The sequence below is a fragment of the Cyanothece sp. BG0011 genome, from assembly GCF_003013815.1.
Classification (GTDB): Bacteria; Cyanobacteriota; Cyanobacteriia; order Cyanobacteriales; family Microcystaceae; genus Crocosphaera.
Genome location: NZ_PRLH01000114.1, coordinates 1 through 17,161, shown reverse-complemented (window position 1 = coordinate 17,161; position 17,161 = coordinate 1). Strand labels below are relative to the sequence as shown.

The 17,161-nt window shown below is 39.1% G+C and carries 18 protein-coding genes; 6 read left to right on the top strand and 12 right to left on the bottom strand.

Features of this window, described 5'->3' with window-relative positions; translation table 11 throughout:
• Together C4E06_RS15165 and C4E06_RS15160 are read right to left on the bottom strand one after the other, a co-directional pair.
• Nucleotides 1–729: ChaB family protein (locus C4E06_RS15165; protein WP_107668835.1), on the bottom strand; the 729-nt coding region annotated here is incomplete at its 3' end.
• Nucleotides 730–822: 93 nt separating this feature from the next.
• Complete coding sequence (locus C4E06_RS15160; RefSeq protein ID WP_107668834.1) at nt 823–1,362, bottom strand: Dps family protein; 540 nt, start codon at nt 1,360–1,362, stop codon at nt 823–825.
• Between the two features lie 401 nt (nt 1,363–1,763).
• On the opposite strand from C4E06_RS15160, the gene C4E06_RS15155 reads away from it, so the two are divergent.
• The 3 genes from C4E06_RS15155 (at nt 1,764) to C4E06_RS15145 (ending at nt 3,884) form a co-directional block, all read left to right on the top strand.
• Entirely contained in the window at nt 1,764–2,333 is a 570-nt protein-coding gene (locus C4E06_RS15155; protein ID WP_107668833.1) for a DUF3611 family protein, read from the top strand.
• A 30-nt stretch (nt 2,334–2,363) separates the two neighbouring features.
• Nucleotides 2,364–2,690, top strand: coding sequence for a DUF565 domain-containing protein (locus tag C4E06_RS15150; protein WP_107668832.1), 327 nt, complete (start codon nt 2,364–2,366; stop codon nt 2,688–2,690).
• 132 nt (nt 2,691–2,822) lie between these two features.
• Nucleotides 2,823–3,884 (top strand): glycerate kinase, encoded by a 1,062-nt coding sequence (locus tag C4E06_RS15145; protein WP_107668831.1) that lies wholly within the window; start codon nt 2,823–2,825, stop codon nt 3,882–3,884.
• A gap of 7 nt (nt 3,885–3,891) precedes the next feature.
• On the opposite strand, the gene C4E06_RS15140 is transcribed toward C4E06_RS15145, so the two are convergent.
• The 5 genes from C4E06_RS15140 to C4E06_RS15120 form a co-directional block, all read right to left on the bottom strand.
• On the bottom strand, nt 3,892–4,176 hold the full coding sequence (locus C4E06_RS15140) for a DUF2470 domain-containing protein (protein ID WP_107668830.1): 285 nt from the start codon (nt 4,174–4,176) through the stop codon (nt 3,892–3,894).
• Entirely contained in the window at nt 4,169–4,954 is a 786-nt protein-coding gene (locus C4E06_RS15135; RefSeq protein ID WP_107668829.1) for a cobalt-precorrin-6A reductase, read from the bottom strand. Before C4E06_RS15135 ends, C4E06_RS15140 begins: the two co-directional genes overlap by 8 nt.
• A gap of 7 nt (nt 4,955–4,961) precedes the next feature.
• Nucleotides 4,962–5,162 (bottom strand): hypothetical protein, encoded by a 201-nt coding sequence (locus C4E06_RS15130; protein ID WP_107668828.1) that lies wholly within the window; start codon nt 5,160–5,162, stop codon nt 4,962–4,964.
• A gap of 65 nt (nt 5,163–5,227) precedes the next feature.
• Nucleotides 5,228–6,727 (bottom strand): Ig-like domain-containing protein, encoded by a 1,500-nt coding sequence (locus tag C4E06_RS15125; protein ID WP_107668827.1) that lies wholly within the window; start codon nt 6,725–6,727, stop codon nt 5,228–5,230.
• Between the two features lie 11 nt (nt 6,728–6,738).
• Nucleotides 6,739–9,639, bottom strand: a complete 2,901-nt coding sequence (locus C4E06_RS15120; protein WP_107668826.1) for a glycerol-3-phosphate acyltransferase — start codon at nt 9,637–9,639, stop codon at nt 6,739–6,741.
• Between the two features lie 170 nt (nt 9,640–9,809).
• On the opposite strand from C4E06_RS15120, the gene C4E06_RS15115 reads away from it, so the two are divergent.
• Together C4E06_RS15115 and C4E06_RS15110 are read left to right on the top strand one after the other, a co-directional pair.
• Nucleotides 9,810–10,322 carry a hypothetical protein gene (locus C4E06_RS15115; RefSeq protein ID WP_107668825.1) on the top strand — a complete coding sequence of 171 codons (513 nt, stop codon included), beginning with the start codon at nt 9,810–9,812 and terminating at the stop codon, nt 10,320–10,322.
• Nucleotides 10,323–10,519: 197 nt separating this feature from the next.
• Nucleotides 10,520–11,299 carry a photosystem II S4 domain protein gene (locus tag C4E06_RS15110; protein WP_107668824.1) on the top strand — a complete coding sequence of 260 codons (780 nt, stop codon included), beginning with the start codon at nt 10,520–10,522 and terminating at the stop codon, nt 11,297–11,299.
• Here C4E06_RS15110 and C4E06_RS15105 read toward each other — a convergent pair whose 3' ends face one another.
• The 5 genes from C4E06_RS15105 to C4E06_RS15080 all read right to left on the bottom strand — a co-directional run bounded on the left by C4E06_RS15105 (nt 11,300) and on the right by C4E06_RS15080 (nt 15,986).
• Nucleotides 11,300–11,752: an anti-sigma regulatory factor gene (locus C4E06_RS15105; RefSeq protein ID WP_107668823.1), complete on the bottom strand. Its 453-nt coding sequence runs from the start codon at nt 11,750–11,752 to the stop codon at nt 11,300–11,302.
• A 231-nt stretch (nt 11,753–11,983) separates the two neighbouring features.
• Nucleotides 11,984–13,351, bottom strand: a complete 1,368-nt coding sequence (gene rlmD, locus C4E06_RS15100) for a 23S rRNA (uracil(1939)-C(5))-methyltransferase RlmD (protein WP_107668822.1) — start codon at nt 13,349–13,351, stop codon at nt 11,984–11,986.
• 22 nt (nt 13,352–13,373) lie between these two features.
• Nucleotides 13,374–13,679, bottom strand: a complete 306-nt coding sequence (locus tag C4E06_RS15095; protein ID WP_107668821.1) for a hypothetical protein — start codon at nt 13,677–13,679, stop codon at nt 13,374–13,376.
• A gap of 50 nt (nt 13,680–13,729) precedes the next feature.
• On the bottom strand, nt 13,730–15,253 hold the full coding sequence (gene trpE, locus C4E06_RS15090) for an anthranilate synthase component I (RefSeq protein WP_107668820.1): 1,524 nt from the start codon (nt 15,251–15,253) through the stop codon (nt 13,730–13,732).
• Between the two features lie 304 nt (nt 15,254–15,557).
• A complete protein-coding gene (locus tag C4E06_RS15080) occupies nt 15,558–15,986 on the bottom strand; it encodes a photosystem I reaction center subunit II PsaD (protein ID WP_107668818.1) in 429 nt (142 codons plus the stop codon).
• 596 nt (nt 15,987–16,582) lie between these two features.
• Here C4E06_RS15080 and C4E06_RS15075 point away from each other — a divergent pair.
• Entirely contained in the window at nt 16,583–17,089 is a 507-nt protein-coding gene (locus C4E06_RS15075; RefSeq protein WP_107668817.1) for a hypothetical protein, read from the top strand.
• Nucleotides 17,090–17,161 lie beyond the last annotated feature (72 nt).

The following is a 17,161-nucleotide window of genomic DNA, read 5'->3' as shown; positions in this document are numbered from 1 at the left end:
ATCCTCTGTATAGGCATCTTTTACCGCTTCCCAAGCAGCTTGTTCGGCCTTCATTTCGTCGTTCGTTTCATCAAATACGGCGTTGTAGCGTTCAATGAAGGTTCCTTGTGCCTCTTCGGATAAATGCGCCTTAACTTCGATCGCTAAATCTTCGGGACTGTCGCAACGTCCAGGACAGGGGTGAGGTAAAGTAGCATCGGTAAGGTGGATTTCTTGACCCCCTGCGCTTTCCATTAACATAATATACTCCCCAGAGCGATCGTCAGGAACCTCGGCCATAACGATAAATTCCCCTGCTTTGAGACGGGTTTCGTAGACGGCTGCCTTATCTTCAGGCATTCCCCAGGTCGATAATACTGAAGCTAAACCACCACCAGCACTACCAGCGATCGCACCTGTGGCCGCACCGAGTAGTAAAGAACTCAACGGACCGGCTGCCACGACTGAACCGACGAAGGGGATAAACAGAACACCCACACCGGTTAATAAACTGAGGAGAGAACCAAACAGAGAGCCAAAAATTGCCCCGTTACGCAGTCCACCAATAATTACGTCTTTTTTAGTAATAAAGCCACTAATACGGGTCTGAGACTGAAAATCTTTACCCATAACGGATAAATGATCTCGGGGTACATCCCTATCTAACAATCGGTTAATGACCGTATCGACTTGTTTTTCGTTTTGGAAAATTCCGGTAATGGTTTTTTGTGCTTGATATTCGTTAGCCATAGATAATAATATTTTTTGTAACAGCAAATAAAGTTAAGAAAAGTGGGGGTTAAGACAAGGGTTTAACCTTGCCAACCATCAATTCAAACCTATTTAGGCATTAACAGTAGGTTTGGTTTCGCTATCGGGACGGTTACCACTACTGTCAAGTCTTTCCCCTTCAACAAAGGAGCGTAACATCCAAGCCATTTCCTCATGTTGTTCCATAATTCCAGTTAGGAAATCTGCGGTTCCTTCGTCTTTGAATTCTTCGGAAGAACGATTAATATCCGTTCTTAAATTACGGATCACTTGTTCGTGATCGCCAGCAAGTCTCGCTACCATTTCTGTTGCAGAAGGTAGATCATTAGGATGCTCTTTTAAAGTAGCTAATTCTAAGAATCCTTTGGCGGTTCCCACAGGATAGCCACCTAATGCACGAATTCTCTCGGCGGTTTCATCAATGTTTAATGATAGGGTATTGTAGTGTTCTTCCCAAAGTTCATGCAGCGTTCTAAACTGAGGACCGACGACATCCCAGTGATATTTTTTGGTTTTGATATTTAAAAGGTAGAAGTCAGACAAATGACGGTTTAAAAGTTCAATTACGCCATATCTTTGTTCTTCTGTTAATCCAATGTTTAAAGTAGCCATAAATTATTTAATTGCCCTGTATCTTCATTTACTATTACAGCAATTTGTTTAAAGCTTTCCCATCTACTATCCGATAGAGATTAAAGTATGATCAATCAGTCGATCTATCTTTAGGTATAGTTCAACAGTCATAGCAGTTTCAATTAGGGGAATCAAGATGAATGAAGTGTTCCCTATTCCCCCATTCCCAACCCCCCCTACCCCCCCTGCCCCCCTTATAAAGGGGGGTGTGGGGCGTGTGGGGGGTGTGAGGGGTTGGGTTTATCGAAGGTGCAAGATGTAAGTAAGGGAACTGTAGACACTGAAGATTGACGGGAAAACAACTCTCTTACACTCATCTTTGTGTCATCATAAAGAGAAGTCCACTCAGTCATAATTGTTATCGTTTTCACCATCGGATTATGAGTCGAAACTACCAAATTTCTCGACCCCTTCCCCCCAACGTTCAACGGGCTGCCAATATTCTACAATGGTCAGGGAATATAGGCTTCTGGGGACAGTTAGTATTAGGGGTATTAGCTGCTGCGCTGTTATTCTTGTCTTTAGCGGGTTTAGTCGCTCAACAAAAATCTACCGAAGGAACTTCTTTTAGTGTCTTTTGTTCTGTTGCTGGGGTGATTTCCCTCGTTATTAGTATTTTAATTTGTTATCGTTATAAAAAAATTGCGCAATTAATGCGAAACCCCGACGCGAAACTACGGCCTAAAAAATCATCAACTTTACGATTAATTCGCGCCGGTTTATTGTCTAATTTAGTGGGTATTTTCCTATCAATTATTGGGGCTGAAGGATTTGTTGGTATTCTGTGGCGCAAACTATCTAATATTCCCCAAGGTGCAGCGGTTTATGATACCAGTAAGTTACCAACTCCTAGCGAAATTTTACTACTTCTCGCTAATACTCACACGATTTTATGTCACTTTGCGGGGATTGTGGTTGGTCTTTATTTATTAGATCGTTTGGATCGATAATTTGGATAATAAAATGAGGGAATGTAAGTTATGCAAAGAACAAGGTTAAATAGTTTAGTCGAAGTTACTCAAACTAAGTTCAATCAAACCTTTGCTAATCCTTGGCGACGGATTTCTTTAAGTTTAATTAGTCTTCTTCTGGGATTTTTTGTGGGTCAATCTGTTTCTATTACCGCCGGTCAAGAAGCTTATTGGGATATTACGGTCGGCATTTTTTTGCTAATTTTTACAGAAGCTATTAGTCGGATTGCCTATAGTCGCCCTAAAAGGCGATCGCTTAGTCTTGATACTATCAATCTTTTTAAAATTGGTATTACTTATAGTTTATATGTTGAAGCTCTTAAATTGGGATCTTAGTTAAAATACAAGTTTTCATACTCGTGAGATACACAGGTGATCTCTTTTAGGCAAGAGGCAACAGGCAATAGTTGATTAGATCATAGTTTCGACCTTAACAAATGTCATAAGCTTATTTATTAATGATAACCTATGGAATCTATTCACTTGCTAAAGAAATTTAACCAAACTTTGTCTTTATCTTTGTCTGAAATAAAAACGTTATTAGAAGAAGACTTACAAGATCACTCTTTCTGTAATGCTTTTAATATAACTCCAAAAAATGGCATTGAAAAAATTAAAAATCGTCTTGATTTATGGCAAAAAATTTATAATTCAGTTAATCAATATTGTCAACAATTATGCTTAACTTCCCTTGACATTATGTCACTTTTATGGAAGTTTTGGTTGCCTTTAGCAATTTACTTAAAAGAAGAAAAAAGTAAACAGAAATCCACTTTAATTCAAGGAATTTTGGGGGGGCAAGGAACAGGAAAAACCACTTTATCACATATTCTCTGTTTAATTTTAAAACAATTAGACTATCAAACTATTACTATTTCTATTGATGACTTCTATAAAACCTATGAGGAACGTCAAAAACTCAAAAAAATTGACCCTCGTTTGATTTGGCGAGGTCCCCCAGGAACCCATGATATAGACTTAGCTATTAATGTTTTAAATCAACTAAAAAATACGAATCAATCTGACTCAATTTTAATTCCTCGTTTTGATAAATCTTTATGGAATGGTCAGGGTGATAGAATAGAACCAGAAACCATTAATCACCCTGATATTGTTTTATTTGAAGGTTGGTTTTTAGGGGTTCGTCCTATTGATAACAATCAATTTAATGATGCACCTTTACCCATTAAAACAGAAGAAGATAGACAGTTTGCTAAAGATATTAATGAACAATTAAAAGCTTATTTACCCTTATGGGAAAAACTAGATCGCTTGATGATTCTCTATCCTCAAGACTATCATCTCAGTCAAGAATGGCGTAAACAAGCAGAAGAAAAAATGAAATCCTCTGGAAAAACAGGGATGAGTGATCAAGAAGTAGAAGACTTTGTTAACTATTTTTGGAAAGCTTTACATCCTCAATTATTTATAACCCCTTTAGCCAAAAATCCTCACCTTGTTGATTTAGTGATTACCATTGATAAAAATCATCGTCCTCAACAAATAGATCACTATTTAACTGATAACTGATGACTGCTTAACTGTGAGAAGTTCTCGCTTGTTTTACCATATCAATTAATGTATGATGAGCGTCTTCTGAGTCTTTTAACACATGATCAAATTTAACACGAAGGGGAACGGTTTCTCCTTTAATGGTTGCTAATAAATTCATACCTTCAGGATCAATAGATTCCATTTTAGCTGCTTCTGTTTCGGATAAATTTCCAAATACTTTGGCGTATAAAACAATCGCATTACTATGATCTTCATTCATATGTTTACAAATGCGATCGCTAATAGCAGGGGTAATGGGATCAGACATAATTAACTCCTTGAAAACAATGATAACAAAATTCAATAATATCAGATATTTGCTCGGTTTGTTGGGGATAGGGTAATGAGGGCCGTTTAATAACAATTAACCGAATCCCTAATTCCTTAGCGACTTTTGCTTTTATGTCTTCTCCTCCTTGTTTTCCTGATGCTTTGGTTACCACTAAATCAATGTCCCATTGTTGCCATAATGACCGTTCTAATTCTAAACTAATAGGCGGCCGTAAAGCAATGATTTGACTTTCTGGGAATCCTGCGTTTAACGCCATCTTAAGGGACTCTAACCTAGGTAAAATACGAGCATACAAAACTGCTTTTTTATGCCATGATTTAAACTTAGCTAAAGCTTGACACCCAACGGTTAATAAAACTCGCTTATTTTCTAAATAGTTACCCTTAAGTAAGTCCTCGAAACTATCCAAAGAAATAGCTTGATCATTAAGCTTTAAACTGGGTCTTTCATAACGTAAATAAGGTATACCCTCAGCTTGAGAAAATTCGATGACTTGTCGAGAAATATTAATCGCAAACGGATGGGATGCGTCAATAATTCCTTTAACAGTTTCTTGATGACATAATTGTTGAATTCCTATGGGATCTAATTGACCCATTTCAATGGTAATCATTGAGTTAACGGGGTAAAGATCATAAGCTGTTGGTGTGGTTACGGTGACGACACAAGGAAAAGAATGATCAACAATATGCTGGACTAGATCAACACTGTCCCCAGTTCCTCCTATTAACCAAAGTTTACCCGCCTTTTTCATGTCATGGTTAGTAATCTTTTCCTTTTAACGCTTTGGTAAAGTTTTGACGGTAGGATGTATTCACTGTTAGTAATACTGGCCAGAGTAACGCTAACATTAGTTTCGTCGGTAACTGACGGTTAAAATTGGTGCGATTATATCCTGAAACAAATTTCCAGATTCCCACCAAATAAATTCCTAAGACAATGATAGCAATTAATTTACTCATGTTAACCCTCTTGATGTTTATATTTACTATCTATATTAAATTTTAACTCATAGTAGAGATTGTTATTAAGGTAACCATTGAGGTTTAAAACCAAAAATTAACTCTTGTGGTTTAATATTGACAGACTGGTTTGCTTCTTTTAGGTCTGGTAGAGGAAGTAACCAAACCTGTCCATCGGCGATCGCTTCTTGTTCCGTTGTTAATAAATCAGAAGCAGACTGGGGAACCGTCGTTACCACCTGATCAAATAATAACGCAACTCCATCAGGAGACATACTTAAGGTCACATCTCGATAGTTGGGTAACGCTAATAAGGGTAAATCTTTCTCTTTTTCTAGACTCATCACCGATAGAAAAGGTTCTTCTCGATATTGTCCATTGTCTCCTGGAATCACATCGGTTTTTAAACAGTACAAATCCTGTTGATCTCTCGGTTCAAATTTACAATCCATAATCGGATAAGGGGTACGAAATAGTTCTTGATTTTTTCCCTCTTGATTAATCACCACTAAAGAACGGGTGGTATCAATATTATTTTTAACTAGCAAAAGTTTCTTACCATTTTCAGAAAAACCAAGGGGTTTTGTGTAGTTCTGAAAAATGCGAGAGGTTCCCCCATTTGATCCCAGAGGAACCATACGAACCCCTCCTTGTTGAGCAACAGCTAAGCGTTTTCCATCGGGAGAAATTACAAATTCAGACCCAGGAATACCTAAAGGAATGGGGTTATTATCTTCAGTAATGATCCATAAACTATTATCGTCGCTGTTTCGATGACTCACTCTTTCAACAACAATAACCTCTCCATTTCTTGAGAGATCAAAACTAATATTTTGATACTCTGTAGCATCGAGAATTCGTTTCAGTTTTCCTGCCCGTTGAGAGGGGGTTTTTGAGGGATCAACATTAAATCCTGTGGTGACGGTATAAAGTTCTTGTCTGGCTAATCCTTGACCCCTAATATTAGGTTCAAAGGCACTAAAAAGGATTTTTTCACTATCAGGATAAATCTGGAAATTAGTCACCACTAAATCCCCAGGGGTGAGAATGGTTTTTTGAGGTTTATTTAGGTCGGTAATATTATATAAAATTAAGCGTCCTTTTTCTTCTCCTTCGATGCCAATATAGGCAAAAACTCTGTCACGGGTACTAAATAAACTAACAAAGGATTCAATGTCTTCTTCTTTGTAACTCGGTTGAACATTATCCAATTTTATTTGATAATTGGTTCCATAAATAGGAGGATCATCTAAAGTATAAATTAAGGTTCTTCCTTGCCAAGTAATTCTACCAGGAAGAGGGGGGGTAATCATTAAATTTTTTTCCACACTATTCTTATCCACGGAACGATTAAAACTGAGGGTAAATGTTTTATCTTTTACCCCTACTTTTTTACCTTCCCAACTAAAATATTTAACTTGAAAAGGAACTTGATCCCCTAGAATTAATAGGGTTGCTATCCCTAGGGTTAAACAGGAGATACAACCGATAACAATCCAATCAAATTGGCTCGGTTTTTTCAACAACTCTTGAATATTTATTGTTTTTTTGAATAGTTCTACCATAGTTTTAAAAATTAGTCTTCTAATAATTCAATAATACCTTGTTGTCCATCTATTTTAACTTTTTGACCTTCTTGAAAAATTTCTGTCGCATGGTCAATATTCATCACGGCAGGAATACCATATTCACGGGCAATAATTGCCCCATGAGATAACGCTCCTCCTACTTCTGCTATGATACCATCTGCATTGGCTAGTAAGGGTCCCCAACCTGAGTCAGCATAGGGAATAACTAGAATGGTATTAGCTTTTATTTCTTCGATTTGTTGAAAGTTGCGACAAATTTTAATGTATCCTTCCACTTGCCCAAAACTTGCCCCAATTCCCTGAAATTTTCGAGAATTATTTGATGATAACTTGGGTTCATTGTCGGGTATGGGGGTAATATTTCCATAGACAATATAGGGAATCCGTTTTAAGGCTTTATGAACTTTAAATTGTTCCTTTCTTTGGTTGATTTTTTGTTTCAATTGTGCATAATTATTCTTGTCTTTCTCTTTCATTAATTCTTTGATTTCAGTATAGGTTAGTTCAAAAATATCTTGAGACTCTTGAATAACTTGTTTTTCGATTAAATGATTAGCTAGGGCTAAAAAATGCCATCTTAACTGGGCTAATAATTGGGAATAAATTTCGGTAACTTTTCCTTTTAAATCTAATCTTTGTTGGACTTGTTTGACTTGCCAATTCTTATGATTCTTGTTAACTCTATTCTTACGTTGATGATGATTTTGTGTTAACTGAGTTAATAAGATTTTGACCATCTTGGGATTATCTCGCCAACAAGGAATAGAAATATCGGTGGCGACATCACTTAAATAACCATAACGTTCTACAATGGTATAAAATTCTTCAATAATAGTTTGTCCTTCTTGGGTTTCTTCTAAGGCTAAAAATAAATCTTCGGCATTGTTTATATTTTCTACATTAATCAAGGAAACAATGTTATCAGCTAACTTTTCTAAGGCCTGTAAAGCCGCAATTTCTGGTGTTAATTTATTATCTAATTGTTCCGGTGATACCCTAAAAATAGCTTGTCTTAATGCTAAACTTAACGGGGCAAAAATACTATAATAAGTTGCCGATTTGAGTAAGGATAATATGCTGTCAATATTTTGTAATAATTCTTGAGTAGATAATTGATTAATTCTTTGATTTTGTAGTTTGTCTAATTGAGGTTTAAATTGTTGTCTATAATCTTGGTCAAAGTCTTTTTCTAATGTCCATTCTCTTTTGAATAAACGGAATAAACCCGGTACATTACTAAGGGTAGAAGTAAGGGACGGTTTCGTCATTTTTGTTCCTCTCGTCAGAAATTCTAAACTTTCTGGAGGTAGTCCCATTTTCCGAAAAATTTGCCCTAATAAAGTCGCATTAAAATAGGCTTGTTGATAATGTAGGGTAGCGGTTTGACTAAAGTCTAAATCCGTTGCTTTTTCTTTTAAAACCAGGGTAAAAATATCACCCCAGACTCCACAAGTTAAGGGTTTATTAATAGACCAAGTTAAAGGACGTATGACTCCTGGAATCACTTCTGAGGCAATTTTTCTAGTCCAAATAGGTTGTAAATTAGTAATAGTTCTTGTTTGTAATATCCATAAAGTTTCCCCGTCATAACTCCATTCGATATCTTGAGGAATTCCATGATATAACTTTTCAATATCTCTGGCTAAAATAGCCACTTGTTCAATAATAAAATCAGGGACATTTCTTGATTGTATTGACTCAGTATTTCTAATATTGATGACATCATTTTCTAGTTCGTTATAAACTTCCACTTGATATTGTTCAGGGGTTATTTTACCCGAAACAATTTGATTGGCCGCCCCTGGTAAAGCTTCAATGATGACAGAATTATTCAATGGATTCACCGGATCTCGACTAAAGGCAACTCCAGAAAAAGTCCCTTGAATTTGCTTTTGAATCAGTAAAGCAATTCCCTCGTCTAACTGTTCTCTATCTCGACGATATTTAACAGCATGGGGATGATTATAAGCGGCCAGACAATCTAAAATGGCTTGTTGTAATTTTGCTTTGTTAGTAATATTTAAAATGGTTAAATATTGTCCTGCTGCTGAAGCGGTTTCCGTATCTTCTCCCATCGCAGAAGAACGAACCACAAAAGGATGTTCTAAACTAGGATCAATATAATTTAATAGGGTTTGGGGATCATCTCCAGGGAGTAAAATCCAACCATTGGGAACCCCATAACCTAAACTTCTTAAATAAGCTAAATTAGCAGCTTTTGCACCGACTTTATCGGCCTCTAATTTATCATTTAAAGATAGCAGAGATTTTTCGCCTCGAAAAAAATTAAACATAGTTCTAGAAGAAGATTTTACGCCAGTTTCTGGTAAAGAAAGATCATCAGGAACTTGATAAAAAATCCAAGCCATTAACCCTGATAAACTCCAAGCCAAAATAAGATAACCCAAATCATGGGGATGTCTAACAGTTAAAATAAATGCTAATAATAATAAGGCCAGTAAACGCCCGGTTACCCTATCCCGAAAAATGGTAAAGCTAGTCAGTCCAATTAAGGCCGTTAAAAAAGTCGCAGCCCAGTCATGAACGACCATACCCCAAAATAAATTGGTGGTTCCTGCCCCTTTTCCCATCCAATATCTTCCCATAATTAAGGCGATTAAGGCCATCAGTTCCCAAAAAGGTTCAAAAGGGAAAAAATAACGGGCCAATAAAACAGCAATAATACCTTTTCCGGCTTCCGATAAAACTGCTAAAACCCCAACCAAAGTCCCCCCATGATAAAAAGCAGCAGAAACCGAAACATTACCCGTTCCTAATTGAGATAGTTTCTGTCCTTTAAAACCGTAGGTTAACCAATCAATTAAAGGGAGTCCTCCCAATAACGGACAAACCACAAAAATAATTAAAGCACCGATGAGAAATGTCATAGAAAAATTAGTCAAATTTTAAAATAATCTCAGTCTTTTTAAAGAGAATCTTTAACCCAGAAAGCCAACTAAAAACTTAATCTTGTCTTTGATCATAATCATTCTTATCCCTATGGAAAAGTAATTTATGTTATTTTAATGATAGAGATGAACGATTTATACTTTATCCTATGGATTATCTTATCGCTGTTGTTAGCGATCGCATTAAAGCAGAAGAAGCCTATACTGCCCTAGAAAAAGGGGGTATCCCCACCAGTCAAGTGAGTATCTTAGGCAAAGGCTATAAAAGTGCCGATGAATTTGGCTTTATCGACCCGGCACAACAAGCGAAAAAACGGGCTACCCTGATGGCTATCTGGCTGGTTCCCTTTGGCTTTGTCGCTGGCTATACCTTTGATTTAATCACAGGGGTTAATAGTTTTGATTGGGCAGGAGAACCCTGGAATCATGTGTTAGGGGGTTTTGCCGGTGCCATTGCTGGAGGAATGGGGAGCGTTTTTGTTGGTGGGGGTGTGGGCTTATCGGTAGGCAGTGGGGATGCTCTCCCCTATCGAAATCGTCTCAATGCAGGAAAATATCTTATTGTGGTAGAAGGGGCGACTATCCTCAAAAATAAAGCAACCTCTATCCTTCGTCCTTTAAACCCCGAAAATCTTCAAGGTTACACTGATTCTGATAGTTAGTCTTATAATCATTTTTTGATCATAAGAAATAGATGAAAGCATTTCTTCCTATAGGAACAGAAAAAACAGGCACAACCGCCCTACAAAATTTTCTAGCTAAACAATCGTCAGAATTTGCTTAGTTATGCTTATTTATTCTTTAAAATTAAATACCATTTAGTGATGACAGATAAACTAATTCGCCGTTCATAAACCTTATGCTACCTAGAGAAACACTCCTGAAAGGGATCGAAAACCGTGAAGAAATGACCCGCATTATTGATCAAGCAGAGATGGCCATCAAAACTTGGGAGGTGGTGGTGAGTGATTTTTTCTCCCCCCCTGTGATTGCTGAAGTAGAAAAGGCCTTTCATCAGTTAACGGAAGTAGAAATTATGGTATGGGGCGGCTATCCCCAAGCAGAAAGACGAAGAATCGGTATAACCCGTCCTGAAATCCCCCTAGAACAGCCCCAAATTCCCCTAGCAGCCCTAGATATTGCAGGAAACTTTCTTTTTGACCCGGCGAGTCATCGCGACTTCTTAGGAGCAATTTTAGCCACCGGTATTGTGCGAGACAAAATCGGGGATATTATCGTGTTAGGAGAAAGGGGATCTCAGGTGATTGTGGTTCCTGAATTGGTGGAATTTTTAGAAACAAGCTTAACCCAAGTGCGATCAGTTCCTGTCAAAACCCAACAGATTGAACTGAGTGAGTTAAAAATACGACCCCCAAAAACCAAAGCAATGACCACCGTAGAAGCATCCATGCGCTTAGATGCCATCGCCTCAGCCGGGTTTGGGATGTCTCGCAGTAAGATGGTGGATGCCATTAATAAAGGGGATGTACGGGTTAATTGGAAGGAAATCACCCAAGCGAGTCACAATGTAGAATCTGGAGACTTGATTGCAGTACGAGGGAAAGGACGTTTAGAAGTCGGAGAGGTAGGTATTACGAAAAAACAACGCTACCGTATCCAATTAACCCGCTTTCAATAGTTATTTCATTGATAAGAGTTGTCTTTTCCCTTTTTTCAATTGCTTAGACAATTTTAACTGAGTTTTTTGTTGGTCCCAGTGAACTTGATCAAAAATTTCGTGCAGCAAACAAAACCCCCTGCCGTTTTCTGATTCGTCGGGGGGTAATGTTTCTAAAGAATGGTCGGGACAATTACATTGAGAGGAAAACCCTTTTCCTTGGTCTGATATGACCCAAGAATAGCCTTCTGGCGTGATGGAAAACTGAACAACAATAGACTTGGTGGGGTCGAGTTTATTACCGTGTTTGGCTGCGTTTACCAGTGCTTCTTGTAGTCCTAGTCTGATTTCTGGTTGTAAATCATCAGGAATCTTGGCTAATAATAAGTCAAGGACGGGACACAAATAGAGCGTTGATGTGAAGCTCATTGTACAACCGTATCGCTTGGTTGGCGGTAGGGAAATAGCAAGCACGTGCTGTCACCTCTAAGTTGAATTTTTTTACAGATATCCTATGGGTTCGGTTTTAGAGAACTGTTATCTACCGATTGAAACAACAGAACTGTTTAATTAAGACGATTTAGTTTGAGCTATAACATGGCTTTAGAGACTATTATCTTTAGGTTAAGAGAAGGGCTTAAGTAACAATTTTCTAAATGAATAATTAACATGATTTAGTTTAATAACTAATCTTATTATAACATATTAGTCAATATCATGTCGAATCAAAGTTATTGTTTCAACATGAGGGGTTTGAGGAAAGAAATCAACCGGTTGTATCCACTGCAATGTATAAGGGCCTTGTTGACATAATTTTTCGAGGTCACGGGCTAAAGTCGAAGGCTGACAACTAATATAAATAATCACAGAAGATCCGATTTCTTTTAAAGTATCAATCACTTGGCGATCGCAACCTTTGCGAGGGGGATCAAGAACCACAATATCAGGAGAAATATTAAGGGATGGTAAAATTTCCTCTACTGTTCCTTGATGAAATTTAGCGTTATTAATCCCATTAATTTGGGCATTATTTTGTGCTTGTTCAATCGCATTTTTATGACTCTCAATACCAATTACCTGGGCAACTTTTTGAGCTAACGGTAAGGTGAAGGTTCCCACACCGCAATAGGCATCAATTAAGGTTTCTTCCCCTGTGAAAGAGAAGTTTTCTAACAATACCTTTAAGAGGATTTCCGCGGCTTCGGTATTCACTTGAAAGAAGGTATCAGCACTTAATTGAAACTGGAGGTTATCAAAGGTTTCTATGAGATAAGGACGACCCACATAATTGAAAGTTTCCTCGCCAAGAATCTTGTTACCTCGATGGGGATTATAGTTAATGGACACGCCCACTAACTGAGAATAACGTTGCATCCAAGTTTTAGCTTGTTGTTGAAAATTCGTGAGATTTTTGCTGGTACTCACCAGGGTTAATAATATTTCTCCTGTTTTTTTGCCAATGCGTAACCCTAAATGTCTCAGTTTACCTGTCCCTGTGGTTTCATTGTAAATACTCCAACCTTGGGCTTGTATATCTTGTTTAACCTCCGCTAAAATCCGGTTAAGACGGGGATCTTGAATGGGACATTGATTGAGGTTAATAATTTGATGGCTATGGCGTTGATAATAGCCAGCTTGTACCGTGCCGGTGGTTGACCGTTTCAGGGGGTAAGTGGCTTTGTTGCGATATCCTAAGATTTCTGGGGATGATAAAATAGGCAAAATTGGCAGGGTTTCAAAACCACCAATTCGTTTTAAAGCTTGAATCACCTGATTTTCTTTAGCCTTCAGTTGATACTCAGGGGAAATATGTTGCCACTGACAGCCCCCACATTTATCGGCCACAATACAACTCGGTCGAATACGATGGGGAGACGGTGAGATAATTTCTTGTAATTTTCCGTAAGCGTATTGTTTTTTGACATGGGTTAAACGGGCTAAAATGCGATCGCCTGTCACTGTATCCGAGACAAAAACCGCTTTCCCGTCTAATTTCCCGACCCCGTCCCCAGTATGACTCAGATCGATAATCTCTAATTCAACGAGATTTCCTTGTTGATAGGCTGAATTCATGATTTTTCTTCCTGCTCCCTTGCTAATCTAAGGGAATTTCTCGCCAGTCGGCACAAAAGTTATCCCAACAGAGGATTCCGTCTTTTTCTGGAAACCAGTCCGTTATGTTGACCGGAGTCCATTGCTGAGCGAGATGACTCCACAGTTCAATCCCTGCCCCTAAATTGCGGTAGTGATACAGTTCTCCACTCAGGGTCATAATTTCCCAGTCGAGTCCGTTTTCGGGATGTTCGTATTCTAGGGTAACGGTACAACTTTGGGCGTTAACCAATTCATTTCCCTGACGCTGATAACAAGTGGTTTGATAAACGTTTTCGGCGGTTAACATTTGGATGACCCCTAGACAAACGAAGCCCATTCAGGCTTATTAATCTTATTTTAACTTAAAGAACGAATCGCTTCTAATAACCCTTTCGCTTTATTCATGGTTTCCTCATATTCCGTTTCGGGATCGGAGTCTGCCACTAAACCGGCTCCTGCTTGAACACAGACGAGATGTTGACCACTGCCGAGGGGACGAACCACCATGGTCCGAATGGCGATCGCTGTGTTTAACTGGCCTTCAAAATCATAGTATCCATAGACCCCAGAATAGGGACCTCTGCGTTCCGGTTCTAATTCGTTAATAATTTCCATGGCACGAATTTTCGGCGCACCGCTCACGGTTCCGGCGGGAAAACAGGCTGTAAATAAGTCCCAAGGGGTTTTATGGGCGGCTAATTTTCCAATCACGTTACTGACAATGTGCATCACGTGGGAATACCGTTCAATGACCATTAACTCGTTAACGGTGACACTGCCTTCACAACAGGCCCGGCCCAGATCGTTACGGCCCAAGTCTACTAACATCACGTGTTCGGCAATTTCCTTGGGATCTTGTAATAAGTCTTCGGCTAATGCTTGATCTTCCGTTGGGGTTTTGCCGCGTTTTCTGGTTCCTGCAATGGGGCGTAACGTAGCGGTTAAGGACCCCTCTTCGGTGCGTTCGGCTTTAACCATCACTTCGGGACTTGAGCCAATAATCTGCCAATCTCCGAAATTATAATAGGCCATGTAGGGGGAAGGATTGATTAACCGTAGGGAACGATAGAGGTTAAAGGGATCGTCCTCATAATGGGCTTGTAAGCGTTGGGAAAGCACCACTTGAAAAATATCCCCTGCACGGATGTATTCTTTCGCCTGACGGACGTTTTCGCAGAACTGAGCGCGTTCTGTGTTGCTGGTATAGTTTAAGGGTTGGCTGTCTTCTGAGTTGGGTTTTAATTCTAGGGTTTTTCCTTGGACGGGTAAGGGTAATTGGAGCTTTACGACCAATTTTGTCACGCGATCGCACGCTTCTTGATAAGCTTGTTCTAAACTGATCGTTTCATCTCTGAGATCAGCATAGGCGATCGCCCAGATTTTCCGTTTTACCTGATCAAAGATAATCAGATGATCCACTTGCATCCAAACCCCATCCGGCAGATCCTCGTCTGTAATGGGATAAATGGGGACTCTTGGCTCGATCCAGTTTATTAATTCATAGCCCCAAAACCCGAATAACCCTCCAATTCCTGACGGCAGTTGAGGTAAGGTGACGGGTTTGATCGAGGCTAAACAGTCGGTCAAAATATCAAAGGGGTTGCCCTCAAAGGTTTTTACCTTACCGTTTCGATAGGTTTGGGTGGTGATGTTTCCCCTAGCGGATAAAATCCAGACAGGATCGCAGCCTAAAAAGCTGTAACGGGCTAGATTTTCCCCCCCTTCTACGGATTCTAATAAGAAACTGTAGGGGCGATCGCCACACACTTTGTACCAAGAAGAAACAGGGGTTTCAAGATCCGCCACCCATTCTTGATAAACCGGAACAAAGTTACCCTGTTGTGCTAATACAGAAAACTGCTCAAAGTCAGGAAACATCATAATTCAATGTGAGTTCGGAGTTATGGGTTCAGAGTTCGGGGTTAATTTCAGTTCAAGGGAACAAAAAAATACTATTGTCCGTTGCCCTTTCCCTATTCCCTCTGCCAAAGGTAGATCAAAATGAGTCGTGGCCAGTTACCAATCATCAGATCATCAATGATTACCAGATTATTGTACCGATAATTGAGTCATTGATGCAGCTTAATTGATTTCTGGCCACTTTTAGTTTTTTTTGGGGTTAGGGAGTGAGAATAAGGGTTAACCATAATGCCTTTCTTTGCCCTAACACCCAACCCTTTGACAATTAAACGTCGTAGGGAGCGTTACCGGAGAATTTAAGGGTAACCGGTTCGGGGTTATCCCCAATTTTTCTATCTTTTTTACCGCTATAACCCCGGCCTTCGTTAACTTTTTCGGGGAATACGCCATCTGCAGGGTGAAGATATTGAATTTCACCACTGGGATAGATGCGATAGATTTTGTAGTCTTGAATTTTGGGCTTGAACTTAGTCCGTAACTGGGTTCCCAGAGCCAGACATTGTTCTTTACGAGATAAATAGAGGAGATTTTGCCCTTCATTCATAATGGCAGCCCCACCTGTGGGCATTTCAAAGACTTGCTCTGTTTTGCTGGTCCAGGTGATGGCGTATTTTTCTTCCCGTTCTGCTTTCGAGAGTAAACCGCCGGTGCTGCCACCGAACTTGGGTGGCTTTCCTTTAAGCTCTTCTGCCATGATGTTTTTATTTCCCTCAAAAAAAGGTGTTTTAGGGAATGGTATCACTCAGTTCTGCTTTGTTACCTAAATTAGTAAAGAACTGTAACAATTGCTTTGGGGGGAATGGGGTGTTGGGAGCACCGGAGCGCCGGAGCAGGGAGCAGGGGAGTATTTTGAGTCAAATTAAAGTTTAAGTAGATCGCAAAGATCCTAGTTAGGATTGCGGGGGAGCAGGGAGACCGAAGCGGAGGAGAAAGAAAATAGAATAAAAATAAAAAATTAGGGAATGTGATTGAGATTCTTAGAGATTTATAACCTTTTGAACTTTTATTTACTCTAAAATACTTTAAAATAATCTCCCCTTCTCCCCACTCCTCGCGCGTTCACGCTTGTCGGGGAACCCGACCGGGGTCGCTCGTCTCCCTTGCACCCCAAACAAGTAAGTTTTCGAGCTACTGAGTTTATTTGTTCTGCTGCAAGATGTTAGTTTAAACCTGCTAATGGGTAGAGGAAATGAACACCCAATCAATTTTAAGATAGTGAGGCTTATCTATCTACCTAGGCAAAAGGGGGATAAAATCGAAACTGTAAGCTAATCGTTGGGAGATTTTTAGATGAAAAACATTCATAAAATATTAGCCGGAGCCGGTTTCACTGCATTAGGTGCTATTGGCACTAAAGCGGCCGTGGATTATCTTCGTAACCGTGATCAAGAAGAGGTGGTTGAGGAATCTCAAGGGGATCAAGAAATTTCTCAACCCCAAGAAGAAGTGGCCTATGCTGTGGTCAAAGCTGAATCGGTTCAAGACTTTTTGGATAAGAGTTTTGAAGCCGATCGCTATGTTCCTAACCGTCCCCCCAAAGTGTTTGAATATCAAGAGAAAAGTTATATGGTGATTTGGGCAAGGGATAATAAACAAAACAAAAATCAAATGTTAGTGTTTCAATACACGGATCAAGGAAGAGATATGATTGCTAGTGTTGGTTACACCCCTTCAAAAACTGACTACAGTTTAGAACTTTCAAATACTCCTTTTGCTGTAGAAGTCAATGGACAAAAATTAGAATCCGGTAAAGGGGAAACCCAGGGAACGGATAATGTAGATTTTGTTTTGTCTTAATGGCTGTTAATATCGTTTATCAAGGAAAAAAACATGAGTTTATTTGATCAAGTTCTTAATGCTATCAATGAA